The sequence below is a fragment of the Lentzea tibetensis genome (assembly GCF_007845675.1).
Lineage (GTDB): Bacteria > Actinomycetota > Actinomycetes > Mycobacteriales > Pseudonocardiaceae > Lentzea > Lentzea tibetensis.
In genome coordinates, this window is the sequence record NZ_VOBR01000010.1 from 117,530 (window position 1) to 144,227 (window position 26,698).

The window sequence follows — 26,698 nt, forward strand, 5'->3', positions numbered from 1 at the left end:
CAACAACCTCGGCGGCTGCTACACCGACCTCAGACGCCACAACGACGCCGTCAGCCCCACCGAAGAAGCCACCACCCACTACCGCGCACTCGCCGCCACCAACCCCAGCTACCTACCCGACCTCGCCAGCGCACTCAACAACCTCGGCACTCGGTACGGCAACATCGGACGCCACAACGACGCCGTCAGCCCAACTGAAGAAGCAGTCACCCTGCGCCGTGTTCAATCCGCCGACAACCCCGCCTACCTACCCGACCTCGCCATGGCCCTCAACAACCTCGGCAACCGCTACAGCAACATCGGACGCCACAACGACGCCGTCAGCCCCACCGAAGAAGCAGTCACCCACTACCGCGCACTCGCCGCCACCAACCCCAGCTACCTGCCCAACCTGGCCAGCGCACTCAACAACCTGACCCAACTTCTCGTACTTTTCGATGGCGGCGGTCGTGTCGAGGAGATCTGGCGGGACGCGCTCGACTCAGTTGGAAGCGATGCAGCGGCAATGCTGTTGTTGTACCGAACTGACGCCTCGCCGATCGGATCACCAGACAGTGCCAAGTGGCTGCGTGCAATCGAAACGACCGGGCAACGTGACCTTCTCGGTTTTGCGCATGAGCTTGGACGGAAGCACTGGCGCGCCAACCCTGACGCGTGGGCCAAGGCATGGACTGAAGCGGCACACGAGTCGACGCTGCCTGCCTGGCTGACGGTCGATCCGAACAAACTCGAGTTGGTGGAGGCGTGGCTGGCCACGCCGACGTATGAAGCAGAGCGTGACCACCTCGCGACGCACCCAGAACTCCTTGACGAGGTCTTCGATGTAGCCGTGCAGGAGGTACTTCTTGCATGCGACGAAGCTGAGGCCCGTCGCTACCTGGAACTACGAGCAACAGCACAATCCGTCGGTGCGGTTGCCGCCTACCAACCACTAGTGCTCGGAAGTCTTGTCGCGACGTTCACCAACGCTGATCCTGTGCGACAGCAACAACTCTTGGAGGAGCGCCGCGACGAACTGCAAGATGACCTGGTCATGGAGTACATGCAACAACACGTGGAGGGCGACGAGTCGGACGGTAGGTTGGAGGTCGCGATGTCACTACTCGATCTCGCCCGCACCGGCCAGAACGAGCCATTGTCCGCGACGTTCGACGCGCTCAACGACCCTGAACTGTTCGCGGCTCTCCTGGAGTCAACCGCTTTGAAATCCAATACCCCGGCGCTAGAAGACATCGCGTTGGTGGCGTTCTACACGGCCAGCACAGAGCCTGAAGCGGCGAACGCCCTCTTCTACGGCGCCGTCGCCGGCGCCATCACAACCAACGACGAAGCTGACGAACGCTTGCGTGCGGCAATCGAATACAACCCCGACCAGCGAAACAAGTGGATCAGCCAGCTGGCCAGGATCGGCAGAGTGCACCCAGAGGTGCTGGCGCTGATCGACGTGTTGACGGAGACCGACGATGGCGAGTGACGACCTGGTCGTCGTGTTGCCCGGCATCATGGGAAGCGCGCTCGAACAGCACGGCAGACCGGTGTGGGACGTGTCGGCAAAGCAATCATCAGCGGCATCAGGCACCTCGGCCGCAACATCGGCGCGTTGAAGCTGCCGGAAGGCATCGGCGACAACCATCCCGAGGATGGGGTGGTCCCGACCAAACTATTGTCGGACCTGCACCGTGCCGCACGGCTGGCGACTGTCCAATCGGTACCACGGGGAGCCACTGGTCAAGATCCTGGAGCAACAACAGGACAAGAAGCTGTACCACTCGATGGGCGGCCTGGTGGCGCGATGGTACGTCGAGAAGTGCGGTGGCGCAGAGAGAACGCGCAAGCTGATCACGTTCGGCACGCCGTACCGCGGAGCCGCGACGGCCGTGGCGCGGTTGGTCAACGGGGTGCGCAGAAAGATCGGGCCGCTGACAGTCGCCCTCACCGAGTTCGCGCGCAGCATGCCGTCGCTGCACCAGGTTGACGCACACGATCGTTGGCGCGCGGCAGCCCACCTGCACGACGGTGCGCATCGAAGGTGAGACAACGGTGCCGCTGGACACGATCGGCGGGGACAACGACTCCGGCGACGGCACAGTTCCGCTCACCGGCGGAGTGGGCCACGGCTAACGATGGACAGCAGCCGGGTCGTCGACCAGCACGGCAGTCTGCAGGCCAACCCGTTCGCGCTGGACCAGCTCGAAGAGATCATCACCGCTGAGCCGGTGCGCAGGCGTGCGCAGGGCACCGTGCCGGTGGGCGTCGCGGTGCCCGAGCTCATCGTTGCGGGCGAACCACTTCCGGTCACCGCGCAGATGGACCCGGAGGCGCGGAAGGCACTGCTGATCACCGTTGTGCCAGAACAGGGCAGGCCGATCGCCCGCGAACCGCGGATCGTCGACGTGCTGGCACGCGCGACGTTCGAGGATCTGCCGCCCGGCGGCTACGAACTTCGCGCCACTGGCCGACGTCCTGAGTCACCGCTCAAACACTCGTGTGGGATCCGAGCTGAGCTCAGGCCGAGGACGTCCAGCCGCTGACCAGCTCGGGCAACAACGTCTGCCACGACACGCCGGCCTGCTCGTGCAGCACGAGCAGCAGCCGCCCGGACCGCTCAGGCCCGGCGTCGAGCCACACGGCTTGAAGCAGTCCCTCTTCGGACTCGAGCCGGTCCCCTGCCTCGGCGAGCCGCGCCGGCGTGGCCGCGACCGGGTCGCCGACCTCGACGCGGTGGAAACATCGTGCCGCGTCGCCGCGCAGTTCGGGGTGTCGGCAGAGCACCGACTCCACGGCGGTCACGAGCCGCCCCTCGCCCAACCCGGCACGCACCTGGACCGTCATGGTTCTCAACGCAGCCTCACCGTTCACCTGGTTAGGCAACCCTAACCCACTACGCTCTCGGTTGTGTCTTACGGCTACCTAGGTTCGATGAAGACGAAGCCCGGTCACCGCGACGACGTGGTGTCGATCCTGCTCAGCGGCGTGGACGGCCTCCGCGAACACGGGTGTGATCTGTACGTCGTTTCGGTGTCGGACACCGAACCGGACACCATCTGGGTGTTCGAGTCGTGGCGGTCCAAGGACGCGCACGCGGCTTCGCTCCAGCTGCCGGAGACCAAAGAGGCCATCGCGAAAGCGATGCCGATGCTCACCGGTGAGTTCAGCGGCCAGGAGACGACGATCGTCGGGGGCCTGGGCGCCCAGCACTAAGTCAACGGCACCGGCAGCGGCCCGCGAGCGAGGAGATCCCGCAGCTGTTCGCCCGGCACCGGCCGGGCGAACAGCCATCCCTGGTAGGAGTCCACGCCGAGGCCACGCAGGACGTGGAACTGGGCGGGCGTCTCCACGCCGACGGCGACGCAACGGAACTCCATGGCCCTCGCCACGCTCACGGCCGCCAGCGCAACGGCGGACCCCGCCCCGTCGTGACCCACCTGCGCGACCAACGTGCGGTCGACCTTGATGATCTGCACCGGCAGGTCGCGCAACCTCGCCAGCGAGGAGTACCCGGTGCCGAACCCGTCGAGAGCGAAGCGGACGCCCCGATCCACCAGGTGCCGCATCGACGAGTCGGCGCGCGACAGGCTCGCGAGCACCACCGTCTCAGTCAGCTCCAGCACCACGCGGTTCCAGGCGATGCCCGCCTCGTCGACGGCGCTCTCGACGACGTCGACGAACTCGGGGTCGTCCGGTGTCAGCCCGGACAGGTTCACCGTCACGGCGACGTCCCCCGGCCAGTTCACGGCCTCGCGCAACGCCGCGCCCAGCACCCAGATGTCCAGGTCCCGCAGCTTGCCGGAGTACTCGGCCACCCTCAGGATCTGGTCCGGCAGCAGCAGCCCGCGGTAGGGGTGCGGCCAGCGCACGAGCGCCTCGACCATGTCCACCCGGCCGTCCTGGTGAACGATCGGCTGGAAGTCCAGCCGCAGCAAGCCGTGCAGCAGGCAGTCGCGCAGCTGGCCATCCAGGTCCACGGCATTTTCGATCATCACCATCTGGTTCCGGCTCGCGACGGACACCAGTCCGGGACCGCGCAGCTTGGCGTGGGCCATCGCGGTGCTCGCGAACCTGACCAGGTCCTCACCGGTCGCCGGCCGCCCTCCCGGCTCGGCGGCGCCGAGCGACGCCGTGACCGCGACCTGCCTGCCGCGCACCGGAACGTCCGCCCGGAACAGGACGGAGACGTTCACCGCGAGTGCGTCGATCCCGCCGTGCACCCCGGTGTCCGTGCAGACGACCATGAACTCGTCGCCGGAGTACCGCGCCGCGGAGCAGTTGGCGGGCAACCGTTCCTCGAGGATCTTCGCGAGTGCGACGAGCACCTCGTCACCGGCGCGGTGGCCGATCGCGTCGTTGACGAGCTTGAACCTGTCCAGGTCGGCGACCAGCACCGCCGGTTGGTCGCCCGCGGCGAGCAGGTGGTCCAGCAGCTGCACGGCCGACCGTTTGGTCAGCAGCCCGGTCAGCTTGTCCCGCGTGAGCCCCGGCAGCTGGGACTTGTCGAGCGCGGCGGACAGGTCTCGCAACCGCTCGCCCTGCTCGTCGAGGTACCGGTCGACCATGTCCAGCCCGATGTCGACCTGGTCGGCCGCCAAGCTCGGCAACACCGGTGCGGGTGGCGAGCTGCCCAGCCGCGACTCCAGCGCCAGCACCCTGGCGCGCGCGATCTCCACCAGCCGCAACGCCTGCTCGCGTTCCGACTCCGCGCGCACCAGGCGTTGCTCGGTCCTGGCGTGCGAGTCGCGGGTGCGGTGCAGCTCCTCGCGGTGGCCGTCCCGTTCCCAGGTCAGCCTGGCGATCGTGGCCTGCAACTGCATGAGCACGGTCTGCAGCACCCACACGACCTGCGTGATGTCGCGTTCGGCGCGCATGCTCTCGACGAGCTGCGCCCGCACCCGGTTGAGCTCCTCGTGAACGGCGAGCAGCTTCTCGCCGCCCGCGTGCACGTGCACGACACCGCTGATCAGGTGCGCCTGCACGCTCGGGCCGTGCACGGTCCCGGAGACCTCGTTGCGCGGGTTCTCGTCCATCGGGCCCAAACGTACTCCGGCGAGCCTCGACGGTCCGCCGGTTCCGGCTGTTCAAGTCGACGCGCGGACGCGCCGATGTACAGGGATCCAACGAGGGGACGCACATGGGGAAGCGCGGCGTGTTCATCGGCGTCGGCATCGACACCTACGACGTCGGACTGCGCCGGCTCGACCACGCCGTCGCCGACGTGAGTGCCGTCGCGGAGTGCCTTTCCACGTCGTACGAAGGTGAACCGCTGCTCAACGGAACCACCGACGACGTCACCCGGCACCTGAAGTCGTTCGAGGGCAAGGCCGACGGCCGTGCGCTGGTGTTGTTGTGGAGCGGCCACGGGAGCAACGACGCGGGTCTGCGCCTGGCGACGCGGAACGACGTCGACGACCTGGCCGCGGCCGAGGTCATCCGCCGGTGCGTGCGGTCGCGCGCGAACCAGCTGCTGTTCATCATCGACACCTGCCAGGCCGAAGCCGTGTTGCACGCCGCGCACCAGGCGGCCGAGTGGATCACCAACCTGGAGGCGCCGCACGAGCACGTGTGGTTCGGCTTCCTGGTGTCCTGCTCGACCGCCGACTACGGGGCCCGTGACGGCGCGTTCGGCGCGCTGCTGGTCAAGCTGCTGAAGCACGGACCCGACTCCCCGGACCAGAAGCGCCGCTGGTCGAGGCACAACAGGTTCATCCTCGGTGAGGACCTCGGCCAAGCGCTGCTCGAGGAGTGGCGGGGCGAGCAGCGACCGGACTTCCTGCGGCGTGGCCGCGGCTGGTACATGCTGCCGAATCCGCTGTGGACCGAAGACGCCCCCGAGGAGGTCGTGGAACATCTCCTCCTGGCCGCACGAGGTGGTGCGTCCGAGGACCGCCGCTCCTGGTTCACCGGCCGTGCGGCGGAGGTCGACCAGGTCGTCTCGTGGGTGGTCGCCGCGGAACCCGGCGTGCGGGTGGTGACGGGCTCAGCGGGTACGGGCAAGTCCGCCATCGTCGGCCGGGTCGTGTCGATGTCGAACGCGGAGGAACGCGCCGGGCTGCGGTGGACCCACGCCGATCCCGGCCGGGGTTCGGTCACCGCGCACGTCCACGCCCGCGGCCTGACCGCCGACCTCGTGGCCGACGTGCTGGACGGCCAGCTGGTGCGCGCCGGACTGCTGCCACCGGAACCCGCGGGCCGCCGGAACGCCGCTGAGCTGGTCGGCGCGGTCCAGCGCGCGGTCACCGAGAGCTCGACGGTTCCGGTGATCGTGATCGACGGCCTGGACGAGGCCAGGGGTGACTCGCTCGCGATCGCCTCCGACGTGATCTCGCGCCTCGCACCGTTCGCGTCGGTCGTGGTCTCCACCCGCCCGTTGACCGTCATCGGTGGCGACGGCCCGCGGGACGTCCTGTCCGCGACCGAAGTGCTCGACCTCGACCTGCCGCGCCACCAGGAGTCCGGCCGAGCCGCGATCAACGACTACGTCCGCCACCGGCTGTCCGATGTGGACGTCACGATGGACGCCGAGGAGGTCGCGCGACACCTCGAGTCGTCTTCGGTGACGAAGCGCCCGTTCCTGTTGGCGCGGGTGATCACCGATCAGCTCCGCGCCACCCCGGTGGACACCTCGCGACCGGACTGGCGGCAGCGCGTCGCCGGTTCGATCGAAGAAGCCTTCGACCACGACCTGGGCCGCGCCGAGCCGCCGCCTCCGGACTCGACGTCCGGGCTGACTCCCCAGCAGCTGGCGCGAACGATGCTGACCGCACTGACCTGGGGCATGGGCGCCGGATTCCCCGAGGCGGAGTGGCTCGCGGTCGCCTCGGCCCTGGCGGACACGCCGCTCGACCGCGACCACGTGAGCTGGGCGGTGGACCAGCTCGGCCGGTACGTCGTGCAGGACGGTGCGGGAGGAGTCGCGGTCTACCGGCTCGCCCACCAGAGCCTGTCGGACCACCTGCGCCCAGCCCGCGACTCCACCGCCGATCCCGGCGCGCTCCGCGTGCTCGGTGCGTTGCTCGCACGGTACGAACAGCTGCTCGCTGATGGGCAGAAGTCCTGGGAACCCGCCTACCTGCGCGACTACGCGTGGCTGCACGCGGCGAAAGCGGGCAACGACGGGCTGGTCGCGCTGCGCGAGCTGGCCACCAGGACCACCGGCCTGCGCGCGGACGTCGCCGACGCGTCGATGTACCTCAGCAACGACGCCCGGACCCGCGGCCGCCACACCGAGGCGATCGCGCCCATCGAGGACGCGGTTCTCCTGTACACGGCCCTCGCCGAGGACGACCCCGTGTACACGTCCGATCTCATCCGCGCGCAGATGCAGCTCGGCATCTGCTACGACGAGGTGGGCCGGACCTCCGACGCCATCGCACCGACGGAGCAGGCCTCCGCGCTCGTGCGCGAGCTGGCCGCGCACCACCCCGTGTTCGTGCCCGGCTTCGCGGGCACGCTCATCAACCTCGGCAACTGGTACAGCGGGGTCGGCCGCCAGGCGGACGCGATCGCCGCGACCGAGGAAGCGGTCTCGCTCGTGCGCGCCGCGATGACCACCAGCCCGGACCTCTGGCCGACCCTCGCCACCGCGCTCAGCAACCTCGGCGTCATGTACGGCGACGTGGGCAGGTACGCCGACGCGCTCGCGCCCGCCGAGGAAGCCGTCGCGCTCTACCGGTCGACGGGGAAACCCGTCCGAGCGGCGGACTTCGCCGGCCTGCTCACCAATCTCAGCAACCTCTACAACCATCTCGGCCGCCACGCCGAAGCGATCGAGTGCATCGAGAACTCGGTCGTCCTCGCCCGCTTGGCCGCGGCGGGAAATCCGGAGGAGTTGCCCAGGCTCGTCAGGGCTCTCATCAACCTCGGCTCCTCGTACGACAAGGTCGGCCGCTGGGCCGAGGCCCTCGCTCCAGCGGAGGAAGCCGTGGCCAACGCGCGCGTTCTCGCGGAGCACAACCCCGGCTGCGCGGGCGACCTCGCCAAGGCGCTCATCCACCTGGGCATGCGGTACCGCGCGGTGGGGCGCGACTCCGACGCCATCGCACCCGCCGAAGAGGCGGTCGCCCTGCGGCGTGCGCTGGTGGTCCGGCATCCAGCGCATCGGACCGACCTCGCCAGTGCGTTGAACGGCCTTTGCAGCTCCTACTGCAGCGTCGGTCGCCACGCCGAGGCGCTCGCCCCGATCGAAGAAGCCATCACGCTCCTGCGTGAGGCGGCAGCGACCAACCCCGCCCACATCGCCGACCTCGGCGGAGCCCTGCACAACCTCGTGAACGTGCGGCACAGACTCGGGCGCGGTTCCGAAACCCTCGAGCTGGCCGCGGAAGCGGTCGACCTCTTCCGCGCAGCGGTGGCCGTCAATCCCATGCACGTACCCGCACTCGCCTCGGCACTCAGCAACCTGGGAGTCAACTGCAAGAACAACGCGCACACCACCGCGGCGATCGCCGCACTGGAGGAAGCCGTCGCGCTGTACCGGGACGCGGCGACCGGCAACCCCGCGCACCGGCCCGGTCTCGCCGGGATGCTCATCAACCTCGCCCGGTGCCACGGAGAGGTCGAGCGCCACACCGAAGCGATCGCCTGCGCCGAGGAAGCCGTGACGTTGCTGCGCGAGGCGGCCGCCACCAGCTCCGCCCATCTGCCCGACCTCGCTCTGGCACTCCACAGCGTCGGCGTCTGGAAGAGCAGGACGAACCACCACGCCGAAGCGATCGCCACCACCCGCGAGGCCGTCGAGCTGCGTCGTCCCTTGGCGACGCACAATCCCGCACACGTCCCGGACCTGGCCAAGGCGCTCAAGAACATCGGCTCGTGGCACGTCGAGCTCGCGCAGCTCGCCGAGGCCGTCGAACCACTCGAGGAGTCCATCGAGCTGCTCACGACGGCAGCGGCCGGCAACCCGACGCTCCTGCCCGAACTCGCCTCCGCACTCACCGATCTGACCCGTCTGCTGGAGGACTCCGACGACGAACGGGTCGAGGCGGCCTGGCAGCACGCGCTCGACGCCGTGCCCACCGGCGACGCGACCAGGTTGCTGGTGTCCCGCTCGGACGCGGCAGAACGGGGCGATCCGCGGACAGCCGCCTGGTTGCAGGTGGCCGAGCGGGATGGCGATCGCCGAGTCGTCGCGGCCGCGCGCGATCGGGCGCGCGGGCACTGGCGTGCCAGTTCTGACGCGTGGGCGACCGCGTGGGCGGTCACGACGAACACCGACACGCTGCCCAGTTGGCTGACCGTCGACGAGGACGAGTTGGCGCTGGCGAAGGAATGGATCAGCGCGGGCTCGGTCGAGGGCCAGAGAGAGGTTCTGCGGGCGCACCCGGAGTTGCTCGACGCGTCCTTCGACCTGGCGGTGCGCGAAGCTCTGGCCGGGGAGAGCCGGGAGGTCGCGAAGGCCTACTCGGCTCATCGGGACGAAGCGCGCTCAGCCGGGGTCGACGCCTCGTACCGGAAGCTGGTCAGGGTGAGCCTCGCGGCGGACTTCCTGTGGGCGGATCCGGCCACCCGGCGCCTGCTGCTCACCGAACGCCGCGCCGAGCTGTTCGACGAGGAGTTCGTCGAACCGCTGAAGCGGATGGCCACGGAAGACGACCTGGACCAGAACGTCGGCAACCGGGCGAGGATCGCACTGGCGTTGATCGACTTCGCCCAGGCGGGCCACGACGAGCAGCTCACCGCGACATTGGACGCGCTGGAGCAGCGCGACCGGCTGGCCGCGCTGCTGGACGAGACCGCCCGCCGCCCCGACGCACCGGCCCTGGCGCACATCGCGATGGTCGCGTTCCTGACGTCCGAGGAGAACGTCGAGGCGATGAACGCGCTGTTCTACTTCGAGGTCGCGAGCGCGATCGACGGGGACGACGACTGCGGAGGCCACCTTCGCGACGCCTGTGAACTCGCACCCGACGAGCGGACCGCGTGGATCACTCGGCTGGCCGAGCTCGGCGCGGTCCACCCGAGGGTGCTGCCGTTGATCAAGATGCTGGCGGTGCCAGACCCCGCCCCGTGAGCAGGATCAACCTGTCCAACTGGGACGCGTCGCCGGGCACCGGGAGTGCGTCGGCGAACGCACCGCCGCGCTCCGGCCCGGAAGGCGGGAACTCCGCCACGAACTCCAGCGCACCGGCCACCGACTCGGCGGACGGCTCGTAGTCCTGGCCCAGCGCACGGGAGATGTCCCAGCCGTGCACGACGAGCTCGTTCAGCGCCACGCAACCGGCCACGTCGCCCGGCAGGTCGACGCCACCGGCCTGCGTCATGCCCTCCCACGCGTCGGGTGCGCGCCACGCCTCCGCCAGCGCGTCCAGGCGCTCGGCGAACGTCTCGCGCCAGCCGTCCTCGAGGCGCGACGCGTCGCCGGAAGGCGCGCTCTGCAACGGTTTCTTGATCGCGGCACCGTGGAACGCCAGCGCCAGGCCGCCCACGTGCTCGACGAGGTCGCCCAGCACGTAGTCGGGACAAGGCGTTGCCAGCGAGAGCTGGTCGTCCTTGATGTCAGCCAACAAGGCGGCCATGCACCGTGCCGCCGGCCCCAGATCGTGCATCAGTATCCGTCTCCTCCCCAGAACTGCTCCTCCAGCGTGTCCGCCGTGCCGGCGAGCAACGCGAGAGGCTCGGTGAACTCCTCGATGTCCAGGTTCGCGAGCGGCAGCGCGTGGCGGACGACGACGTGGTCGCCCATGATCGCGACACCGCACGCGACGGTGGACTTGCCGACCTCTTCCAGCAGTGCCTTGAGGTCGACCGTGGCGACCAGGCCGCACGGCGAGGCGATCTGCACCCACTCGTGCCGCCGGTCGAGCACCTCGCGGCAGATGATGACGACCTGGGTGCGCGGGTCGTCGTCCTCGTCCTCGTCGCCGAAGCCGACGAGGATGCGCAGCTCCTCGGGCTCGTCGCTGATCACTTCGTAAGAGCGGCGGACGTACTCCGCGAGATCTGCCCACGTTGCCATGACAACAACCCTACGGGCGAACGACCGCCCACACGGCGTCAGCCACCAGGGAACGAGCATCGGCAAGGGAGAACGCGCCCATCAGGAAACGGCGCACCGACTCGTGCGCGGGGCCCATCACCACCGGGTCCAACGCCCACTGCGGCAAAGCGCGGATCTCCCCCGCCTCCATCCGGGCGCCGAACCACGCGAGCACCGGTTCGAACAGCTCGAGCTTCGCGGACACGTCGGCCGTCGCCGGTGCGGTGTAGAGGAAACGGGCGCGCGACGGGTTCGACTCGACCCAGTGCAGGTAGCGCTCGGCGACCTCGCGGACCACGACGGACGCGGGGCGGTCGTCGAGCGCTGGGCGCATCGCCGCGACGCAGCGGGCGAAGCTGTCGACGTACAGGGCCGCGAAGACGCCCGCCCTGCTGCCGAAGTGGTGGTAGATGCTGCCGTTCGACACGCCGGAGCGGTCGGTCAGCGCGGTGATCGTGACGGCGTCCAGGCCGCCCGCGTCGACCAGCGCGAGCGCGGCGTCCAGCACAGACTGTCTCGCATCGGTCATAGACGCTAGAGTACCGCTCTAGAGCAACGCTCCAGAGGAGATGGCAATGGCGCACTCGATCCCGGACCTGCTGCGCGCCCGCGTCGGACAGACCCCCGACGCCGAGGCGATGCGCTACCGAGCAGGCGACGGCTGGGCTCGGCTCACATGGGCCGAGCTGCAGGAACGCGTCCGGCGCCAGGCGTTCGGGCTCGTGGAGCTGGGGCTGCGGCCGGGTGACCGGGTCGCGCTCATGGGCGGCACGACGATCGACTGGATCATCACCGACCTCGCCGTGCTCGCGGCCGGTGGCGCCACCACGACGATCTACCCGAACAGCACCGCGGGCGAGTGCGCGCACATCATCAGCGACTCGGGCAGCGCCATCGCGGTCGTCGACACCGACGCGCAGGCCGCGATGCTCGACGTGCCGCACGTGCTGCGGTTCGGACAGGTCCCCGAGGCCGACGGCGACTACGACGCGCTGGTCGACGCGCGCGGTGCGCACGACCTCGCCACGCTGATCTACACGTCCGGCACGACCGGGACGCCGAAGGGCGTCGAGCTGACCCACGAGAACTGGCTGCGCACGTCGGAGGCCGTGGCGTCGCTGGGCATCCTGCGCCCCGACGACCTGCACTTCCTGTGGCTGCCGCTGTCGCACGCGTTCGGCAAGGTGCTCACCATGGCGATGATCGCGGCCGGCGTGCCGACCGCCGTCGACGGCTCGGTGGAGCGGATCGTCGACAACCTGGGCGAGCTTCGTCCCACGATCGTCGCCGCCGCGCCGCGGATCTTCGAGAAGATCCACGGCCGGATCGTCGCCGGTGCGCGGGCCAAGGGCGCGGTCGCGCAGAAGATGTTCGAGTGGGCCGACCGCGACCACCCGAAGTGGACGCACTGGCTCGCGGACCGGTTGGTGTACAGCAAGTTGCGTGACCGGGTCGGCGGGCGGATCCGGTACTTCGTGTCCGGCTCGGCGCCGTTGTCACCGGAGATCGGCCGCTTCTTCGAACGCGCGGGCATCACGATCCTGGAGGGCTACGGCCTGACCGAGTCGTCCGCGGCGACGTTCCTCAACCGGCCTGGCCAGCACGCGTTCGGCACGGTCGGCCCGCCCATCCCCGGCATGGACGTGCGCATCGCCGACGACGGCGAGGTCCTGATCCACGGCCCCGGCGTCATGCGCGGCTACCACAACCGGCCGGACGAGACCGCGACCTCGATCGTCGACGGCTGGCTGCACACCGGCGACATCGGCGAACTGGACTCCGCGGGCAGGCTGCGGATCACCGACCGCAAGAAGGAGCTGATCAAGACCTCGGGCGGCAAGTACGTCGCGCCGACGCCGATCGAGTCGCGCGTCAAGGCCGCGTCGCCCTACATCAGCAACGTGCTGGTGCACGGCGATCGCCGCCAGTACTGCGTCGCGCTGGTGACGCTCGACCCGGACACCGTGTCGTCCGAAGTGGATACCCAGGCCGAGGTGCGCCACGCCGTCGACACCGTCAACGCCACGCTGGCCCGGCACGAGACGATCAAGAAGTTCGCCGTGCTGCAGCACGACTTCAGCGTCGAGGACGGCCTGCTGACCGCGAGCCTCAAGCCGCGGCGACGGGAGATCGAGAAGCGCTACGCGGAAGTGCTCGACGGCCTGTACTAGCCAGCGCCCACACCGCGACGACGAGCAGCGCGGCCACCTCGGTGACCACCAGCAGCCGTTCGGTGTAGCCGAGCGGGAACACCCGCCACCACGCGGTGCCCGCGACCACGTTCATGACGATCGCGTACAGGATCGGCGTGAACGCGAGCACCGACAGCACGCCGAACCCGAACGTCCAGCGCGCGTGGCCCGCCCACTCGCGGTGCCGCAGCCACGGCCGCGCGAGCAGCATCATCGCGATCGGCAGGCTGATGAACGCCATCATGCTGGCGAACCGGTGGATGCTGCCGCTGGCGCTCGGCCCGACCGACCAGTCGTGCTTGGGGAACGCCACGACCAGCGCCAGCCCCACCGACCACAGCACCAGCGCGACCGCGCCACCCGACCGCCACCGCGCGAGCCCCCGGTGGACCAGCACCGCGAGGATCGCGAGCGACCCGGCCGCGAGCAGCAGCACCGCGCTGTCGAACACCCAGCGGTACGGGCCCAGCGCGTACACGCTGATGGTGCGCCGCATCGCGCCCACGGTCAGGTCGAGGGTGCCGATCATGAGCACGGTGGCGAGTACGGCCAGGGATCCGCCGATGGCGGTGAGTCGGGGTATCACGCCTGCCCAACGGCTGGGCGAATCGTCCGGTTCCTGGCTTGAGGAAGTCGACAGCTACGCCAACTGCTCGGCGGCCGTAGCCGCCACCGCTTCGGCCACGGCCGCCAGCGCGGGCGAGTCGAGCTTCCACTGCTGCCAGTACAGCGGAGAGTCGATCGGACGCCCAGGAGCGAGGTTGACCAGCGCACCCGAGCGTTCCAGCGGCTCAGCGGCCTGGATGCCGAGCATCCCCCACCCCATCCCGGCCACGACGGCCTCGAGGAACGCGTCCAGCGCGGGCAGGTGGTGGCGCCACCGGCCGGCGCCGCGGCCTCCGGTGAGTGACCGGACGAACTCGTCCTGCAGGTCGTCGTTGCGGTCGAACACCACGACGGGCGCGTCGGGCAGCGACTGCCGCAAAGGCGTGCCGGCAGGCAGCCAGCGGGCGACGAACGCGGGGCTCGCCACCGGCACGTAGCGCAGGCTGCCGAGCCTGCGCACCGAGCAGCCCGCGACCGGCTCGGGCGAGGACGTCACGGCCGCCATCACCCTGCCCTCGCGCAGCAGTGCGACGGTGTGGTCCTGGTCCTCGCGGTGCAGCTCGAAGCAGATGCGCAGCGGCACGCGGGTGAGCGCGGGCAGGAACCACGTCGACAGCGAGTCCGAGTTCACCGCGATCGGCAGCCGCACGGGCTCGCCGTCGTCGGTCATGCCCAGCTCGGACCACGTGTCGTGTTCCAGGCGCACGAGCTGGCGCGCGAACCGCACCACGACCTCGCCGGACTCGGTCACCCGCACCGGCTTCGACCGGGTCAGCAGCACGCGGCCGGTGCGCTGTTCGAGCGCCTTGATCCGCTGGCTCACCGCGGACGGCGTCACGTGCAGCACCGCGGCCGCCGCGTCGAACGTGCCCTCGTCGACGACGGCCAGCAGGGTGCGCGCGAGTTCCATCACGAGCGCTAATGATACGTAAAGAACTTTAGCTGTACTGATGACGAGGCGGTTCCTAGCGTCAGTGCCATGGGGAACCTGCTGCTCGGCTACGGGACCGGACTCTCGCTCATCGTCGCGATCGGCGCGCAGAACGCTTTCGTGCTGCGCCAAGGCATCCGCCGCCACTCGGTGCTCGCGGTGGTGGCCATCTGCGCGCTGTCGGACGCGGTGCTCATCGCGCTCGGCGTGGGCGGAGTCGGTGCGGTGGTGGCGAAGTTCCCCGACGCGCTGAAGGTCATCGGTGTCGTCGGCGGCGGTTTCCTGCTGTGCTACGGGTTCCTGGCCGCTCGGCGGGCGGTGCGGCCGCACGCGCTGGTGCCCGCGGCAGGCGGTTCGACGGTGGTGACGTGCCTCGCGCTGACGTGGCTCAACCCGCACGTGTACCTGGACATCCTGCTGCTGGGTTCCATCGCGGCGGGCAGCTGGTCGTTCGCACTCGGCGCGGTGCTCGCCAGCATCACCTGGTTCTCCGCGCTCGGGTTCGGCGCGCGGCTGCTCAGCGGGTTCTTCGCGCGGCCAGCGTCGTGGCGGGTGCTCGACGGGCTCGTCGCCGCGACCATGGTCGCGCTCGGCGTAACGCTCATCGCCGGAATCTGACAACACAGCCGTGGACAACCTCTGGATCACCAACGGCGACCACCTCGTCGAGTGGACGGCCGATCTGAGCGACGCCGAGCCCGCCGCGCTGCTCGGCTGGCTGCGCCGCGTGCTCGACGCCGGTGTGCGGCACCAGGTGTACGAGGTGGTCGAGGCACCCGGCTACCAGGGCGATCTTCTGATGGGGATCGAACGCCGGTTCGCCGAGGACGGGGTGCTCGACCTGTGCCACTTCGCGTCGTCCGGGATGGCGCCGCGCGACGGCGTCACGCTGCGGGTCGCGGCGCTGATGGCGTACGCGGAGTCCGGTGAGGTCGTCGAGCGCCGGGTCGAGAACCTGGGGGCACTGCTGCGCGAGCTGCGTCCCGCCGACGTCGACGTCTCCGCCGGACTGATGGTCGACTGCCCGCCGATCGACCTGTACGGCCCGTTGCTCGCCGGTCCCGGCCGGGCGCGCGTGCACTTCCGGCTGCGCAGCGACATCTGGTTCCCGTGGGTGCTCGGCTTCCTCGCCGAGACGTTCGAGGTGACGCCGAGCCACGACAACCGCCCGCTCGCCGAGCGGCACACGCCCCGGCTCACCGCGTTCCTGGCCGAAGCGAGAACGGCGACCGAGGACGTCGGCGGCACGTGGTCGCTGGACGAGGAGGTCCGGTTCACGCGACGCGACCTGGTCACCGAGGCGGGCGTCAGCATATGCTGACGATGTGACCGATCTCGACGAGGCCGCGGACAGCACCGACCCGGACGCCGGGCTGCGGGCCGTGGCGCGGCTGCGTCGCCTGGTGGAGCAGCTGGAGGCCGACCAGGTCGCGGCGGCGCGCCGGGCGGGCTGGTCGTGGCGGGACATCGCGCTGCGCCTCGGCGTCACGAAGCAGACCGTGCACCGCAAGCACCGGGAGGACTGATGTTCCGCAGCGACCCCGCACTGGACCGGCTCGTCGGCAGGGCGATCAAGGCGGCACGCGACCTCGGGCACCCGCGCACGGGCAGCGAGCACCTGCTCCTCGCGCTGCACCCGGACAACCCCGCGATCAGGGCCGCCGTGCATGCCGCCGCACCACTCGGCGCCGGCGCCGCGGCCGACCGCGAGGTGCTGGCTCCGCTGGGTGTCGCGCACCTCGTCGACCTGACGTCGGTGGACCGCCCGCCGCGCAGGGAACCGTTGCTGCCGCTGGGAGTCGCGAAGGCGCGGCAGCGCTGCGCCCGGCTGGACCCGCCGCTGGGGCTGGACGCGCAGGCGGTCTACGAGGCGTCCCTGCGGCTCGCGCTGGCCCGGCGTGAACGCGTGCACCGCCCGCACCACCTCGCGATGGCGTTGCTGGCGCTCGACCCCGGCGTCGCGTGGGTGCTCGCCACCGCGGGCCTCGACCGGGAGGCGATGCTCGCCGAGCTGGTCGCCCAGTTCCCGCCGCCGCGGCGCAACGCGTTCCTGCGCGCCGAGCGGCGGATCGGCAGGTCGGTGCGGCACAACGACATCGTCCGGCGCTACCAGCACACGACCGGCCGCATCGCCACCGCGCACCTGGGCCGTGTCCTGTAAGTCCGTTCGATGAGAGTCACGGGCCCCTCGGCCGCGACTATCGCGGACGAGACTTGCAGGACACGGCCCAAATGCGTTGTCCGGCCTGTAGGGCCTCAGTAGCGTCCGCCGGGTGGAGATCAGGGAGTTCGCCGACGGGGACTGGCCGCTGGTGTGGCCGATCGTGCGCGAGGTCGTGCGCGCGGCGGACACCTTCACCTACGAACCGGACATGACCGAGTCCGACGCGCGCGCCATCTGGGTAGAGCGGCCGCCCGGCTTGACGGTCGTCGCGGCCGACGGCGGTGCGCTCGGCACGGCCAAGATGGGGCCCAACAAGGCTGGACCTGGCGCGCACGTGGCCACGGCCAGCTTCATGGTCGCCGCGGAGGCACGCGGACGGGGTGTTGGCACGGCGATGTGCCGGTTCGCGCTGGACTGGGCGCGCGACCGGGGTTTCGCCGGCATGCAGTTCAACGCGGTCGCCGCGTCGAACACCTCCGCGGTGAAGGTGTACGAGCGGCTGGGCTTCGAGATCGTCGGCACGGTTCCCGGCGCGTTCGCCCATCCGACGCTGGGCCACGTGGGTCTGCACGTGATGTACTGCGGGTTCTCTGGGGAGGGATCCTGATGTACCTCGCATCGACCACGTGGTTCGCCTCGGCCAACCGCAGGGCGTTCGACATCGCACAGGAGCAGGACGCGCCGGTCGGCATCGACCACCTGGTGCTGGGCCTGCTGGACTGCCAGGAAGGCGTCGCGGTCCACGTGCTGACCGCGCTGGGCGTCGACGTGGCGGCGTTGCGCACCGAGCTGCAGCGACCCGCCGCCGCGACACCGGGCGAGCTGCGGATGTCGCAGGAGGCCAGCGACCTCATGCCGCGGATGATGGACGAGCACACCACCAGGATCGGCACGCCGCAGCTGCTGATGGCCGTACTGCGGCAGGGCTACCCGCCGCTCGTCTCGCGCGGCGTCACGCTGGAACGCGCGCAGGCGGAGATCGCGCGGCAGCTGGCCGACCCGTCCGTCCCCGAGGCGCACGAGTTCGCAGGCACCGACTCGTGAGCGCGGGCTACCGGTCGCTCGAGCTGGACGGCTGTACCGCGATCTCGCGCTCCACCTGGCGCGCAACGGTTTCGTCGTCGCCCTGCCCGAGCACCCCGGCAACCACCGCGACGACAGGTCGCTCACCGGCACGGTGGAGAACCTGACGAACCGGCCCCGGCACCTGCGCGCCGTGATCGACTTCGCCTGCGCGGAGTGGCGGATCTCGTCGGTCGCGGTCGTCGGGCACTCGCTCGGCGGCTACACCGGGCTGGCGCTGGTGGGCGGCAAGCCGACCGCGTCGCCGCACGAGACCGGCGGCGAACCCGAACCACTCGCGGTCGAGCACGACGACCGGGTGCAGGCGCTGGTGCTGCTCGCCCCCGCGACACCGTGGTTCATGCTCGACGGCGCGCTGGACGACGTCCGCGTCCCGATCCTGATGCTGAGCGGCGAGAAGGACGAGCACACCACGTCGTGGCACGCGTCGCAGGACCCGCCCGGCTTCGACCGCGTCGCGTACCAGGAGCGGATGAAGGCCGAGGTGCTCGAGTTCCTTCAGCGGTACGCGCGGAAGTAGTCGACCTCGAACACCTGCGGGTAGGTCGCACCGCTCTCACCGGGGAACTCGAAGATCGCGAGCTGGAACTGCATCGGGTAGTCCGGTGACTGGTCGGACTCCTTGACCAGCTGGTCGTCCACGAAGAACCGCACGCCTTCCGGCCGCCACTCCGCCGCGTACACGTGGAACTCACGCGCATCGATCGGCACGTCGACGACCTCGAACTCGTCGGTGATCCCCGGATCCCCGAAGGGGTGCAGGCCCATGCCGACGCCCGCGCTGCCGTCGCGCACGTTCTTGCCGAAGATCTCGGCGATGCAGATCTCGGCGGAACGCTCCGGCACGTCCTCGTAGCCGATCATCCACAGCGCCACCATGAACCTCGGGTCGTCGAGCGCCTTGGCGCGCAGCTCGAACCGCCCGTACGTCGGCGTGAACAGCTGGACGTTCTCCTGCTCCTCGCGCACCCGCAGCTCGGGCCGGAACCGCGACTGGCCGATCGCGCCGCCGACGGGTCCGGAGAAGACCCCGGTCTGGAAGCCGGAAACCTTGTTCTCGTCGTCGAACTCCGGGCACCACGGCGGCTGGCCCTCGTCGATCCGCAGCCGCAGGCCGCCGCCCACCTCGTACCTGGCCGCGGTCGCCGCCCTCGAGCTCCAGTGCGGCAGGTAGTGCGGGAACCAGTGTTCCCCGAGCGCGTCGAACCTGTCCTCGAAGATCAGCTCGGTCATGTCAGCACACCCTGCTCGTGCAGATGGGCGAAGATGATCCGGTCGACGGGGGACACGCGGTCGAGGTCGGCCAGCGTCAGCCACGCCAGCTCGGCGATCTCGTTGGCGGGCGCCAGTTCCCCGCTGTGCCGCGCGGTGTAGCACGTCATCCGCACGATCGTCCCGTCGGCGCGGCCGTGCGCCTGCGCCTCGAACGTGCCGAGGTGCTCGGCGGTCGCCGGGTCGATCCGGACCGACAGCTCCTCCCGGATCTCGCGAACGAGCGTGTCCACATCGGACTCTCCCGGTTCGCGTTTGCCGCCGGGCAGGTAGTAGGTGTCCTTGCCGTGCGACCGGGTGCCGAGGACCTCGCCGTCGACGAGGTGGATCCACGCGACCTTGTCGATCACCGTTGCGCTCCTCGGGTCCCGGATGCGAGCCGTGCCACGGTACGAACCGTAGCGGACTCGGCCGAACCCGGTCAGCGATCCCGGTAAGCCACCTTCCCCGCCATCGCGGACAGCTCGCCGATCCACTCCGGACTGATCGGCGCGTCGCCGATCGCGGTGCGCGCCTTGCGCACCAGGTCGGCGATGTGGTCCTCAACGGTGTCGCGCACCCCGATCAGGTGGCCGCGCAGCTCGTCGAACGCGCCCCGTTCGACGAGCTCGCGGACCGCCACGTCCTCGCGCATCGCCAGCGCGAGCAGCAGCGTCATCTTGTGCTGCTCGAAGTCCAGCCCGGCGGGCTTGCCGCTGGCCGAGGCCGACCCGAACGCGTCGATCAGGTCGTCGCGCAGCTGGAACGCCTCGCCGAGCGCCTCGCCGTAGACCTCGAACGCGGGCGCCAGCTCGGGGCGGCCGGCCAGGGTCGCGCCGATGACCAGCGGGCGGTGGATGGTGTAGCGGCCGGACTTCACGACCGCGATGTGCCGCGCCAGCAAGGGGTCCGCGGCGAACTCGGCCGCCGCGACGACGTCGAGCGTCTGGCCCGCGACGAGCTCGGCGCGCAGTTCGAACCACTCGCGCGTGACAGCGGGCGAGAGGTCGGCCATGAGCTTGTCCGCGTACGTCCACGCCAGCAGGCCCGCCATGATCGCGATCGCGTCGCCGTAGCGGCGCGACTCGCCTTGCCAGCACTGGGTTTCGTGCGCCTGGGCGTGCTTGACGTGCGTGGTCGGCACGCCGCGCCGCAGGTCGGAGTCGTCCATCACGTCGTCGTGGATCAGCGCGCCGATGTGCAGCAGCTCCAGCGCCATCGCCGCCCGCACCGGTTCCTCGGTGGACGAGCCACCCGCGGCGAGGTACCCGCTCAGGCAGAACACCGGGCGCAGCCGCTTGCCACCTGCCCGTGCGAGCGACGCGATCTCCATCACCGGCATCGCACCGCGCGGGTCGGGCACCGCGCGCCGGGCCTGCTCCCTGGCGAGGAACGCCGACATGCCGTCCTCGACCAGCTTCGTCAGGTCCCTGATCGTCGCCGCGACCGGCGGTGAGACGTGCGCCCTCGTCATGTCAGGAGTGGAAGTTATTCGACTCCGACGCGTCAACGATGCGGGCCGGACCGTAGACGAAAGCTAGTTTTGAGACGCCCACACGGTGTCCACCAGTACCCGAATCCCGGCCACGTCAGCGGGTGGCACCTCGGCACCGCCGAGCAGGCCGAGCGCCATCTCGGTGTAGCGGACGGCCAGTTCCGGCAGCGGGATCGGACCGTCCGGCGCGTACCACCTGGCGACACCGCTGCACATCTCCAGCAGCGCCAGCCGGGCCACGCGCGGCGCGCTCACGGTGAACGCGCCCACCGAGCACCCGTCGTCGATCGCGCTCTGCCAGAGCGCCTCGTACCGGTCGCGCAGCGCCACGACCTCCGCCCGCCGCGCCGGGGTGAGCGAGCGCATCTCGTCGTCGACGACGCGGGTCTCCTCCTGCTGGACGGCGTGCGTCAGCACGTGCAGCTGCACGAGCCCCGCGACGCGCTCCTGCGGTGACGCGCCCGGCAGCCGCTCGCCCGCGGTGACGAGCCTGGTCAGGCTCTCCCGCATGATCGAGACGAGCAGGTCCTCCTTGGTGCCCATGTAGTGGTAGAGCGTCGCGGACGACAGGCCTGCGCGTTCGGCCAGGTCGCGGATGCCGGTGCCGTGGAAGCCCCGTTCCGCGAACAGCTCGATCGCCGCGCGCCGCACCCGCTGCTCGGTTGTTCCCATCGACACACCTCTTGACCCGTCGGTCCCGAAACCCGCACCATCATCATGCCCGATCGATCGATCGATCGGGAACGCGAGGAGGGTGTCGAGTGGTCGTCGAATACGTGTGCCGCGACGGTGTCGCGCACATCCACCTCAACCGGCCCGAGCGCCTCAACGCCGTCGTCCCAGCGCTGACCAGCGGGTTGATCGACGCGCTGGAACGCGCCGCGCGGGACGGCGCCGCCGCGGTCGTCCTCTCCGGCAACGGGCGCGCGTTCTGCGCCGGGCACGACCTCAAGGAGCCGGAGCCGGTCGAGACCGTCACCGAGACCAGGGCCCGGCTGGAGCAGATCCAGGACGTGACCAGGCTGATCCGCCGCTTCCCCGGCGTCGTGGTCGCCGCCGTGCACGGGTACGCGCTGGGCGCGGGCTGCGAGTTCGCGCTCGCGTGCGACCTGGTCGTGGCGTCCGAGGACGCGCAGTTCGGGTTCCCCGAGGTCAGCGTCGGGCTGAGCGTCACCGGCGGCATCTCGCGGCTGCTCCCCCACCTCGTCGGGCTCGCCAAGGCCAAGGAACTGCTGCTGCTCGGCGACCGCGTGCCCGCCGCCGAAGCCGCGAAGATCGGCCTGATCAGCCGCGTCACGCCGCCCGGCGAGCACGAGAAGCAGGCGATCGAGATCGCCGAACGCGTCGCCGCGCGGCCGCGCACCGCCGTCAGTCTCGCCAAGAAGGTGCTCGACCTGGGGCTGGACTCGTCGGTCGAGGCCGCGCTCGCGACCGAGGTCGAGCACGCGATCATCACCAGTCTCTCCGGCGAGGGGGACGCGCCACGGGAGGAGTTCAACCGTGGCTGACCTCGCGACCGTCGTCCAGCGGGCCGCCGCGCGGTGGCCGGACCGTCCCGCGTGGACGTTCGACCGGACCTTCACGTTCGCCGACGTCGACCGGCTCACCGCCGGGTACGCGCAGGCGTTGCGGCTCAAGGGGATCCAGGCCGGTGACCGGGTCGCGGTGCTGCTGTGCAACGTGCCCGAGTTCCCGCTGACCTGGCTCGCGCTGGCCAGGCTGGGTGCGGCGATGGTGCCGGTGAACGTCAAGTACCGCACCCACGACACCGAGCACCTGCTGCGCACGTCCGGTGCCAAGGCGATCGTGACGACCGAGGAGTTCCGCCCGCTGCTGGAGCAGGTTCCCTCGACGCCACCGGTGTTCTACGACCTCGCGCCCGCCGACGGCTTCGCGCAGGAGCCGGTGCCCGCCGAGGCGACGGCGAACATCCAGTTCACGTCCGGCACCACCGGCAGCCCCAAGGGGTGCGTGCTCTCGCACACCTACTGGACGACGCTCGGCGGCAGCCTGCTGACCGAGTTCCCGCACCTGACGTCCGACGACGTGATGCTGACGGCGCAACCGTTCCACTACATCGACCCGCAGTGGAACGTCATCGCCGCGCTGATGGCAGGCGCGCATCTGGTGGTGCTGGACGGCTTCCACCCGTCGACGTTCTGGGACTCCGTCCGCTCCCACGGGGTCACCTACTTCTACTGCCTCGGCGCGATGCCGACGTTGTTGCTGCGCATGCCGGAAGGCCCACTGGACCGGGAACACAGGGTGCGTGCGGTGCAGTGCTCGGCGATCCCGCCGCAGCTGCACGAGATGCTGGAAGACCGGTGGGGTGTCGGCTGGTACGAGGCGTTCGGCATGACCGAGACGGGCGCGGACATCCGGGTCGGCGCCGACGACCACGACGAGCTGGTCGGCACCGGCTGCCTCGGCAGGCCGGCCGCGCACCGCGAGGCGCGCGTCGTCGACGGCGAGCTGCAGCTGCGCGGTCCCGGCATGATGGACGGCTACCTCGGGCACGAGCCGGTCGACGGCTGGTTCGCCACCGGCGACCTGGCGCGGATCGACGACGACGGGCGCGTCTACCACCTGGGGCGGCGCAAGGACATGATCCGGCGCGGCGGCGAGAACGTCGCGGCGCACGAGGTCGAAGAGGTCCTGCTCAGCCACCCGCTGGTCACGCTGGCTGCCGTCGTCGGCGTGCCGGACGAGATCCGCGGCGAGGAGGTCAAGGCGTTCGTCGTCTCGACGGCCACCGAAGACGAGCTCACCGCGTACTGCGCGGACCGGCTGGCGTCGTTCAAGGTCCCCCGGTTCTGGGAGTTCCGCGACGACCTGCCGCGCACCGCGTCCGAGCGGGTCGCCAAGCACCTGCTGGCGGAGTCATGAGCTTCGTCTGGGACAGCCCGGTCTACTTCGACGAGCTCGACCTCAACGGCACGCTGCACAACGCGCGGTTCGCGCTGCACGTGGAGCGGGCGCAGTCGGCGCTGTTCGAGTCGCTCGGCAAGGAGTGGGCGTCGTTCGCGGAGCGCGATCCCGATCTGCACTACGTGGTGCGCGAGTTCCACATCGAGTTCCACCGGGCGTTCACCGCGCCCGGCGTGCTGCGGGTGGAGATCACCGCAGACAAGATCGGCACGACCAGCGCGCGGTACGGGTTCCGCTGCGGCGACTACGCGTCCGGGTACCGGGTGATCGTGAAGGTCGACCCGGAGACGGGACGGCCCGCGCCGTGGACGGACTGGTACCGGGAGAGGTTCGCGTCACTGTGATCACAGCGGATCTGTTGCTGCGCAACGCGAAGTTCGTGACGCTCGACGGCCCGGCCGACGCGATCGCGATCCTCGGCGACCGGATCGTGGCGCTGGAGGACGTGCCCGCGCACGAGACCATCGACCTCGACGGCGCCGTCGTGGTGCCCGGTTTCCACGACGCGCACAACCACATGGCCTGGTACGGACTCTCACTGTCCGAAGTGGACCTTCGAGCGGACAGCCTGGACGAGCTCTACGCACGGGTGGCCGCGGCGCCCGCGGGCGACTGGCTGATCGGGTCCGGGTACGACCAGAACAAGACCGGCGGGCACCCGGTCCGCGAGGTGCTCGACCGCATCGCACCCGGCCGCAAGGTGTGGCTCAAGCACACCAGCGGGCACATGTGCGTGGTCAGCTCGGCCGTGCTGGACCTGCTGCCGCGCGGCGAGGTCGACGGCGGGGTCGTGCACTGGGACACCGGGCTGCTGGAGGAGCAGGCGCAGTCGCTGGTCAACGCGCTGGTGCTGCCGTACCCGACGGACGTGCTGGTCGACGCGATCGACCGCGCCGGGCGGCAGTACCTGGCCGACGGCATCACGAGCTGCGTCGAGGCGGGCATCGGCGGCGGGTGGATCGGCAAGAGCCCGGTCGAGCTCGAGGCGTACCAGCTCGCGCGCGAGCGGGGGAAGCTGCACGTCCGCGTCGAGCTGATGGTGGCGTCCGACGTGCTGCACCCGGTCGGCTCGTCGTTCGGACTGGACCTGGGCATCCGCAGCGGGTTCGGCGACGACTGGCTGAGCATCGGGCCGGTCAAGGTGTTCTCCGACGGCTCGCTCATCGGGCACACCGCCGCGATGTGCCACGACTTCGCCGACACGCCCGGTGAACGCGGCTACCTCCAGTCGTCGGCCGACGCGTTGACGCGGAAGATCGTCGACGCGCACCGGTCCGGCTGGCGGGTGGCCACGCACGCGATCGGCGACGCGGCCATCGACCTCGTGCTGGACGCGTACGCGTTGGCGCAACAGGAGTTCCCGCGCGACGACCCGCGCCACCGCATCGAGCACTTCGGCGTCGCCCGCCCGGACCAGGTGGTGCGCGCGGCCGAGCTCGGCGTGGTTCCCGTCCCGCAGGGGCGTTTCGTCAACGAGATCGGCGACGGCATGCTGCGCGCGCTCGGTGCCGAGCGGTCGAAGTGGGCGTACCGGCACCGGACGCTGCTCGACGCCGGACTCGTCGTGCCGGGCAGCTCCGACCGTCCGGTCGTGCAAGGAGCGCCGTTGCTCGGCATGCACGACCTGGTCAACCAGCGCACGTCGTCCGGTGCGGTGTTCAACGCCGACGAGGCGGTGAGCGGGCTGGACGCGTTGCGCGCCTTCACGATCGGGTCCGCCTACGCGTCGCACCAGGAGCACGTGAAGGGCACCTTGTCGACCGGCAAGCTCGCCGACCTCGTCGTGCTCGACGGCGACCCGACGACAACCGACCGCATCAAGGACATCTCGGTGCTCAGGACCATGGTGGGTGGAAAGTTCCGATGCTGATCAACGCTTCCGCACTCGACGAGGCGACGTTGCGCGAAGTGCGGGACATCTACGAGGACGGCTTCGGGGCACGCCTGCGCGCGCCGTTCGCCGACCTGCTGGCCGACGAGGCGCTGGTGCTGATGGACTCCCATCCGCAGGGCCTGGCCGTGCTGCGGCCGCTCGGCCCGACCGGGTGGGTGTTCCTGCGCTACTTCGTCGCCGCCTCGCGGGGCAACGGCGCGGGCACCCGGCTGTGGCACGCGATCACCGCGCACCTCGCCGCCCGCTACAGCCGGATCGTCTACGACGTCGAGGACCCGGCCGAGCACGACACCGCGCCGGCCGAGGTCGTCATCCGCGAGCGCCGCATCGCGTTCTACGAACGGCTGGGCGCGCAGCTCCTGCCAGTGCGCGACTACCTGCCGCCGCACGGCGACGACACCCACCCGATGCTGCTGATGGCCGCGAACCTCGGCGCCGCAACGGATCCAGCCGGAATGGATCCAATCGACGTGCCGGACCTCGTGCGCGGCGTCTACCTGCACCGTTATGGCCTGCCCGCGCACGACCCGGTCGTTCAGCGCACCCTGTCGGCGCTGCCCACCAGGACCTAGGGACGGGCGGCGGGCGGGAGGTCGGCGGCGTCGCCGGTCTCCCACTTCAGCGGGTCCGGGCCGAGCTCGACCAGCTCGGCGACCTGGAGGCGGCACCACGGCGAGATGTCGCGGGTGCCGTCGAGCACCGACGGGACGAACTCGTCCCACGGCACCCACTCGACCGAGTCGACTTCATCCGGGTTGGGTGCCGCGACGACGTCGGAGACGACCCGGAACACCGGGCACATCTCGTTCTCGACGATGCCGTCGGCCATGACGGCCCGGTAGCGGAACTTCGGCAGCACGAGCTCGGGCGTCACGCCGGTGATGCCGAGCTCGTCGTCGAGCCGCCGCACCACGGCGGACGTGACGTCCTCGCCGGGCAGCGGGTGGCCGCAGCAGGTGTTCGTCCAGATGCCTGGCCACGTCTTCTTGTGCAGCGCGCGGCGCGACAGCATGACCCGCGCGGACGCGTCGAAGACGTAGCTGGAGAACGCCAGGTGCAGCGGCGTGTCGGCGTGGTGCACCACGGCCTTGTCCTCGACACCGATCGCGGTGCCGTTCTCGGCCAACAGGACGACCTGCTCCACAGTCATCAGCCGAACGTACCCACCGCGCTGATCCGACGCCC

Annotated in this window: 30 protein-coding genes; 18 read left to right on the forward strand and 12 right to left on the reverse strand. The window is 70.4% G+C overall.

Annotated elements, in window-relative coordinates; translation table 11 throughout:
- From FKR81_RS44345 to FKR81_RS44355, 3 genes are all read left to right on the forward strand, one after another.
- Positions 1-1,474, forward strand: a 1,474-nt coding sequence (locus FKR81_RS44345) for a tetratricopeptide repeat protein (protein ID WP_222598300.1), incomplete at its 5' end; no start/stop codon positions are given.
- A 205-nt stretch (positions 1,475-1,679) separates the two neighbouring features.
- Positions 1,680-2,033, forward strand: coding sequence for an esterase/lipase family protein (locus tag FKR81_RS44350; protein WP_222598301.1), 354 nt, complete (start codon positions 1,680-1,682; stop codon positions 2,031-2,033).
- A 90-nt stretch (positions 2,034-2,123) separates the two neighbouring features.
- A complete protein-coding gene (locus FKR81_RS44355; RefSeq protein ID WP_222598302.1) occupies positions 2,124-2,531 on the forward strand; it encodes a hypothetical protein in 408 nt (135 codons plus the stop codon).
- On the opposite strand, the gene FKR81_RS17700 is transcribed toward FKR81_RS44355, so the two are convergent.
- Positions 2,506-2,832 (reverse strand): condensation domain-containing protein, encoded by a 327-nt coding sequence (locus FKR81_RS17700; RefSeq protein WP_146353162.1) that lies wholly within the window; start codon positions 2,830-2,832, stop codon positions 2,506-2,508. The genes FKR81_RS44355 and FKR81_RS17700 overlap by 26 nt on opposite strands.
- A gap of 87 nt (positions 2,833-2,919) precedes the next feature.
- On the opposite strand from FKR81_RS17700, the gene FKR81_RS17705 reads away from it, so the two are divergent.
- Positions 2,920-3,201, forward strand: coding sequence for a putative quinol monooxygenase (locus FKR81_RS17705; RefSeq protein ID WP_222598303.1), 282 nt, complete (start codon positions 2,920-2,922; stop codon positions 3,199-3,201).
- Here FKR81_RS17705 and FKR81_RS17710 read toward each other — a convergent pair.
- A complete protein-coding gene (locus FKR81_RS17710) occupies positions 3,198-5,021 on the reverse strand; it encodes a putative bifunctional diguanylate cyclase/phosphodiesterase (RefSeq protein WP_146353164.1) in 1,824 nt (607 codons plus the stop codon). The two genes, FKR81_RS17705 and FKR81_RS17710, sit on opposite strands and share 4 nt — an antisense overlap.
- A gap of 104 nt (positions 5,022-5,125) precedes the next feature.
- On the opposite strand from FKR81_RS17710, the gene FKR81_RS17715 reads away from it, so the two are divergent.
- Positions 5,126-10,003, forward strand: coding sequence for a tetratricopeptide repeat protein (locus FKR81_RS17715; protein WP_146353165.1), 4,878 nt, complete (start codon positions 5,126-5,128; stop codon positions 10,001-10,003).
- Here FKR81_RS17715 and FKR81_RS17720 read toward each other — a convergent pair.
- From FKR81_RS17720 to FKR81_RS17730, 3 genes are read right to left on the reverse strand one after another with little or no spacing between them, the layout of a single operon-like run.
- A complete protein-coding gene (locus FKR81_RS17720; protein WP_146353166.1) occupies positions 9,969-10,538 on the reverse strand; it encodes a TIGR03086 family metal-binding protein in 570 nt (189 codons plus the stop codon). The genes FKR81_RS17715 and FKR81_RS17720 overlap by 35 nt on opposite strands.
- Complete coding sequence (locus FKR81_RS17725) at positions 10,538-10,948, reverse strand: type III secretion system chaperone family protein (RefSeq protein ID WP_146353167.1); 411 nt, start codon at positions 10,946-10,948, stop codon at positions 10,538-10,540. The genes FKR81_RS17720 and FKR81_RS17725 overlap by 1 nt, the downstream gene beginning before the upstream one ends.
- A gap of 10 nt (positions 10,949-10,958) precedes the next feature.
- A complete protein-coding gene (locus tag FKR81_RS17730) occupies positions 10,959-11,498 on the reverse strand; it encodes a TetR/AcrR family transcriptional regulator (RefSeq protein WP_146353168.1) in 540 nt (179 codons plus the stop codon).
- Between the two features lie 46 nt (positions 11,499-11,544).
- Between FKR81_RS17730 and FKR81_RS17735 the strand changes: the two genes are divergently transcribed.
- Positions 11,545-13,140 carry an AMP-dependent synthetase/ligase gene (locus FKR81_RS17735; RefSeq protein ID WP_146353169.1) on the forward strand — a complete coding sequence of 532 codons (1,596 nt, stop codon included), beginning with the start codon at positions 11,545-11,547 and terminating at the stop codon, positions 13,138-13,140.
- Here the strand turns inward: FKR81_RS17735 and FKR81_RS17740 are convergent.
- Entirely contained in the window at positions 13,079-13,747 is a 669-nt protein-coding gene (locus FKR81_RS17740; RefSeq protein ID WP_235921615.1) for a DUF998 domain-containing protein, read from the reverse strand. The genes FKR81_RS17735 and FKR81_RS17740 overlap by 62 nt on opposite strands.
- Positions 13,748-13,801: 54 nt before the next feature.
- The gene (locus FKR81_RS17745) at positions 13,802-14,677 is read right to left on the reverse strand and encodes a LysR family transcriptional regulator ArgP (RefSeq protein ID WP_146353317.1); all 876 of its coding nucleotides are present in this window, start codon (positions 14,675-14,677) and stop codon (positions 13,802-13,804) included.
- Between the two features lie 69 nt (positions 14,678-14,746).
- On the opposite strand from FKR81_RS17745, the gene FKR81_RS17750 reads away from it, so the two are divergent.
- The 7 genes from FKR81_RS17750 (at position 14,747) to FKR81_RS17780 (ending at position 18,465) form a co-directional block, all read left to right on the forward strand.
- The gene (locus FKR81_RS17750; protein ID WP_146353170.1) at positions 14,747-15,316 is read left to right on the forward strand and encodes a LysE/ArgO family amino acid transporter; all 570 of its coding nucleotides are present in this window, start codon (positions 14,747-14,749) and stop codon (positions 15,314-15,316) included.
- Between the two features lie 10 nt (positions 15,317-15,326).
- Positions 15,327-16,019 (forward strand): hypothetical protein, encoded by a 693-nt coding sequence (locus FKR81_RS17755; protein WP_146353171.1) that lies wholly within the window; start codon positions 15,327-15,329, stop codon positions 16,017-16,019.
- Between the two features lie 4 nt (positions 16,020-16,023).
- Positions 16,024-16,224: an RNA polymerase subunit sigma-70 gene (locus FKR81_RS17760; RefSeq protein ID WP_146353172.1), complete on the forward strand. Its 201-nt coding sequence runs from the start codon at positions 16,024-16,026 to the stop codon at positions 16,222-16,224.
- Positions 16,224-16,859: a Clp protease N-terminal domain-containing protein gene (locus FKR81_RS17765; protein ID WP_146353173.1), complete on the forward strand. Its 636-nt coding sequence runs from the start codon at positions 16,224-16,226 to the stop codon at positions 16,857-16,859. The genes FKR81_RS17760 and FKR81_RS17765 overlap by 1 nt, the downstream gene beginning before the upstream one ends.
- A 112-nt stretch (positions 16,860-16,971) precedes the next feature.
- On the forward strand, positions 16,972-17,469 hold the full coding sequence (locus FKR81_RS17770) for a GNAT family N-acetyltransferase (protein WP_146353174.1): 498 nt from the start codon (positions 16,972-16,974) through the stop codon (positions 17,467-17,469).
- On the forward strand, positions 17,469-17,906 hold the full coding sequence (locus FKR81_RS17775; protein ID WP_146353175.1) for a Clp protease N-terminal domain-containing protein: 438 nt from the start codon (positions 17,469-17,471) through the stop codon (positions 17,904-17,906). The genes FKR81_RS17770 and FKR81_RS17775 overlap by 1 nt, the downstream gene beginning before the upstream one ends.
- A gap of 31 nt (positions 17,907-17,937) precedes the next feature.
- Complete coding sequence (locus tag FKR81_RS17780; protein WP_146353176.1) at positions 17,938-18,465, forward strand: alpha/beta hydrolase family protein; 528 nt, start codon at positions 17,938-17,940, stop codon at positions 18,463-18,465.
- Here the strand turns inward: FKR81_RS17780 and FKR81_RS17785 are convergent.
- The 4 genes from FKR81_RS17785 to FKR81_RS17800 form a co-directional block, all read right to left on the reverse strand.
- Entirely contained in the window at positions 18,444-19,178 is a 735-nt protein-coding gene (locus tag FKR81_RS17785) for a glycoside hydrolase family 16 protein (protein WP_146353177.1), read from the reverse strand. The two genes, FKR81_RS17780 and FKR81_RS17785, sit on opposite strands and share 22 nt — an antisense overlap.
- Entirely contained in the window at positions 19,175-19,567 is a 393-nt protein-coding gene (locus FKR81_RS17790) for an NUDIX hydrolase (protein WP_146353178.1), read from the reverse strand. The genes FKR81_RS17785 and FKR81_RS17790 overlap by 4 nt, the downstream gene beginning before the upstream one ends.
- A gap of 71 nt (positions 19,568-19,638) precedes the next feature.
- Positions 19,639-20,670, reverse strand: a complete 1,032-nt coding sequence (locus FKR81_RS17795; protein WP_146353179.1) for a polyprenyl synthetase family protein — start codon at positions 20,668-20,670, stop codon at positions 19,639-19,641.
- A gap of 63 nt (positions 20,671-20,733) precedes the next feature.
- Positions 20,734-21,363: a TetR/AcrR family transcriptional regulator gene (locus FKR81_RS17800; protein WP_146353180.1), complete on the reverse strand. Its 630-nt coding sequence runs from the start codon at positions 21,361-21,363 to the stop codon at positions 20,734-20,736.
- Between the two features lie 89 nt (positions 21,364-21,452).
- Between FKR81_RS17800 and FKR81_RS17805 the strand changes: the two genes are divergently transcribed.
- The 5 genes from FKR81_RS17805 to FKR81_RS17825 are packed head-to-tail and all read left to right on the forward strand — an operon-like array spanning position 21,453 to position 26,085.
- Complete coding sequence (locus FKR81_RS17805; RefSeq protein ID WP_146353181.1) at positions 21,453-22,199, forward strand: enoyl-CoA hydratase/isomerase family protein; 747 nt, start codon at positions 21,453-21,455, stop codon at positions 22,197-22,199.
- A complete protein-coding gene (locus tag FKR81_RS17810) occupies positions 22,192-23,577 on the forward strand; it encodes an AMP-binding protein (protein ID WP_146353182.1) in 1,386 nt (461 codons plus the stop codon). Before FKR81_RS17805 ends, FKR81_RS17810 begins: the two co-directional genes overlap by 8 nt.
- Complete coding sequence (locus tag FKR81_RS17815) at positions 23,574-23,963, forward strand: acyl-CoA thioesterase (RefSeq protein ID WP_146353183.1); 390 nt, start codon at positions 23,574-23,576, stop codon at positions 23,961-23,963. The genes FKR81_RS17810 and FKR81_RS17815 overlap by 4 nt, the downstream gene beginning before the upstream one ends.
- A complete protein-coding gene (locus FKR81_RS17820) occupies positions 23,963-25,489 on the forward strand; it encodes an amidohydrolase (RefSeq protein WP_146353318.1) in 1,527 nt (508 codons plus the stop codon). Before FKR81_RS17815 ends, FKR81_RS17820 begins: the two co-directional genes overlap by 1 nt.
- Positions 25,483-26,085 carry a GNAT family N-acetyltransferase gene (locus FKR81_RS17825; RefSeq protein WP_146353184.1) on the forward strand — a complete coding sequence of 201 codons (603 nt, stop codon included), beginning with the start codon at positions 25,483-25,485 and terminating at the stop codon, positions 26,083-26,085. Before FKR81_RS17820 ends, FKR81_RS17825 begins: the two co-directional genes overlap by 7 nt.
- Here FKR81_RS17825 and idi read toward each other — a convergent pair.
- A complete protein-coding gene (gene idi / locus FKR81_RS17830) occupies positions 26,082-26,657 on the reverse strand; it encodes an isopentenyl-diphosphate Delta-isomerase (protein ID WP_146353319.1) in 576 nt (191 codons plus the stop codon). The genes FKR81_RS17825 and idi overlap by 4 nt on opposite strands.
- Between the last annotated feature and the right edge of the window lie 41 nt (positions 26,658-26,698).

Excerpts from the sequence above, each read along its gene's own strand:
- FKR81_RS44355 (WP_222598302.1), top strand. The coding sequence starts at position 2,124 with ATGGACAGCAGCCGGGTCGTCGACCAGCACGGCAGTCTGCAGGCCAAC.
- FKR81_RS17700 (WP_146353162.1), bottom strand. The coding sequence starts at position 2,832 with ATGACGGTCCAGGTGCGTGCCGGGTTGGGCGAGGGGCGGCTCGTGACC.
- FKR81_RS17705 (WP_222598303.1), top strand. The coding sequence starts at position 2,920 with ATGAAGACGAAGCCCGGTCACCGCGACGACGTGGTGTCGATCCTGCTC.
- FKR81_RS17710 (WP_146353164.1), bottom strand. The coding sequence starts at position 5,021 with ATGGACGAGAACCCGCGCAACGAGGTCTCCGGGACCGTGCACGGCCCG.
- FKR81_RS17715 (WP_146353165.1), top strand. The coding sequence starts at position 5,126 with ATGGGGAAGCGCGGCGTGTTCATCGGCGTCGGCATCGACACCTACGAC.
- FKR81_RS17720 (WP_146353166.1), bottom strand. The coding sequence starts at position 10,538 with ATGCACGATCTGGGGCCGGCGGCACGGTGCATGGCCGCCTTGTTGGCT.
- FKR81_RS17725 (WP_146353167.1), bottom strand. The coding sequence starts at position 10,948 with ATGGCAACGTGGGCAGATCTCGCGGAGTACGTCCGCCGCTCTTACGAA.
- FKR81_RS17730 (WP_146353168.1), bottom strand. The coding sequence starts at position 11,498 with ATGACCGATGCGAGACAGTCTGTGCTGGACGCCGCGCTCGCGCTGGTC.
- FKR81_RS17735 (WP_146353169.1), top strand. The coding sequence starts at position 11,545 with ATGGCGCACTCGATCCCGGACCTGCTGCGCGCCCGCGTCGGACAGACC.
- FKR81_RS17745 (WP_146353317.1), bottom strand. The coding sequence starts at position 14,677 with ATGGAACTCGCGCGCACCCTGCTGGCCGTCGTCGACGAGGGCACGTTC.
- FKR81_RS17750 (WP_146353170.1), top strand. The coding sequence starts at position 14,747 with ATGGGGAACCTGCTGCTCGGCTACGGGACCGGACTCTCGCTCATCGTC.
- FKR81_RS17765 (WP_146353173.1), top strand. The coding sequence starts at position 16,224 with ATGTTCCGCAGCGACCCCGCACTGGACCGGCTCGTCGGCAGGGCGATC.
- FKR81_RS17775 (WP_146353175.1), top strand. The coding sequence starts at position 17,469 with ATGTACCTCGCATCGACCACGTGGTTCGCCTCGGCCAACCGCAGGGCG.
- FKR81_RS17785 (WP_146353177.1), bottom strand. The coding sequence starts at position 19,178 with ATGACCGAGCTGATCTTCGAGGACAGGTTCGACGCGCTCGGGGAACAC.
- FKR81_RS17795 (WP_146353179.1), bottom strand. The coding sequence starts at position 20,670 with ATGACGAGGGCGCACGTCTCACCGCCGGTCGCGGCGACGATCAGGGAC.
- FKR81_RS17800 (WP_146353180.1), bottom strand. The coding sequence starts at position 21,363 with ATGGGAACAACCGAGCAGCGGGTGCGGCGCGCGGCGATCGAGCTGTTC.
- FKR81_RS17815 (WP_146353183.1), top strand. The coding sequence starts at position 23,574 with ATGAGCTTCGTCTGGGACAGCCCGGTCTACTTCGACGAGCTCGACCTC.
- FKR81_RS17825 (WP_146353184.1), top strand. The coding sequence starts at position 25,483 with ATGCTGATCAACGCTTCCGCACTCGACGAGGCGACGTTGCGCGAAGTG.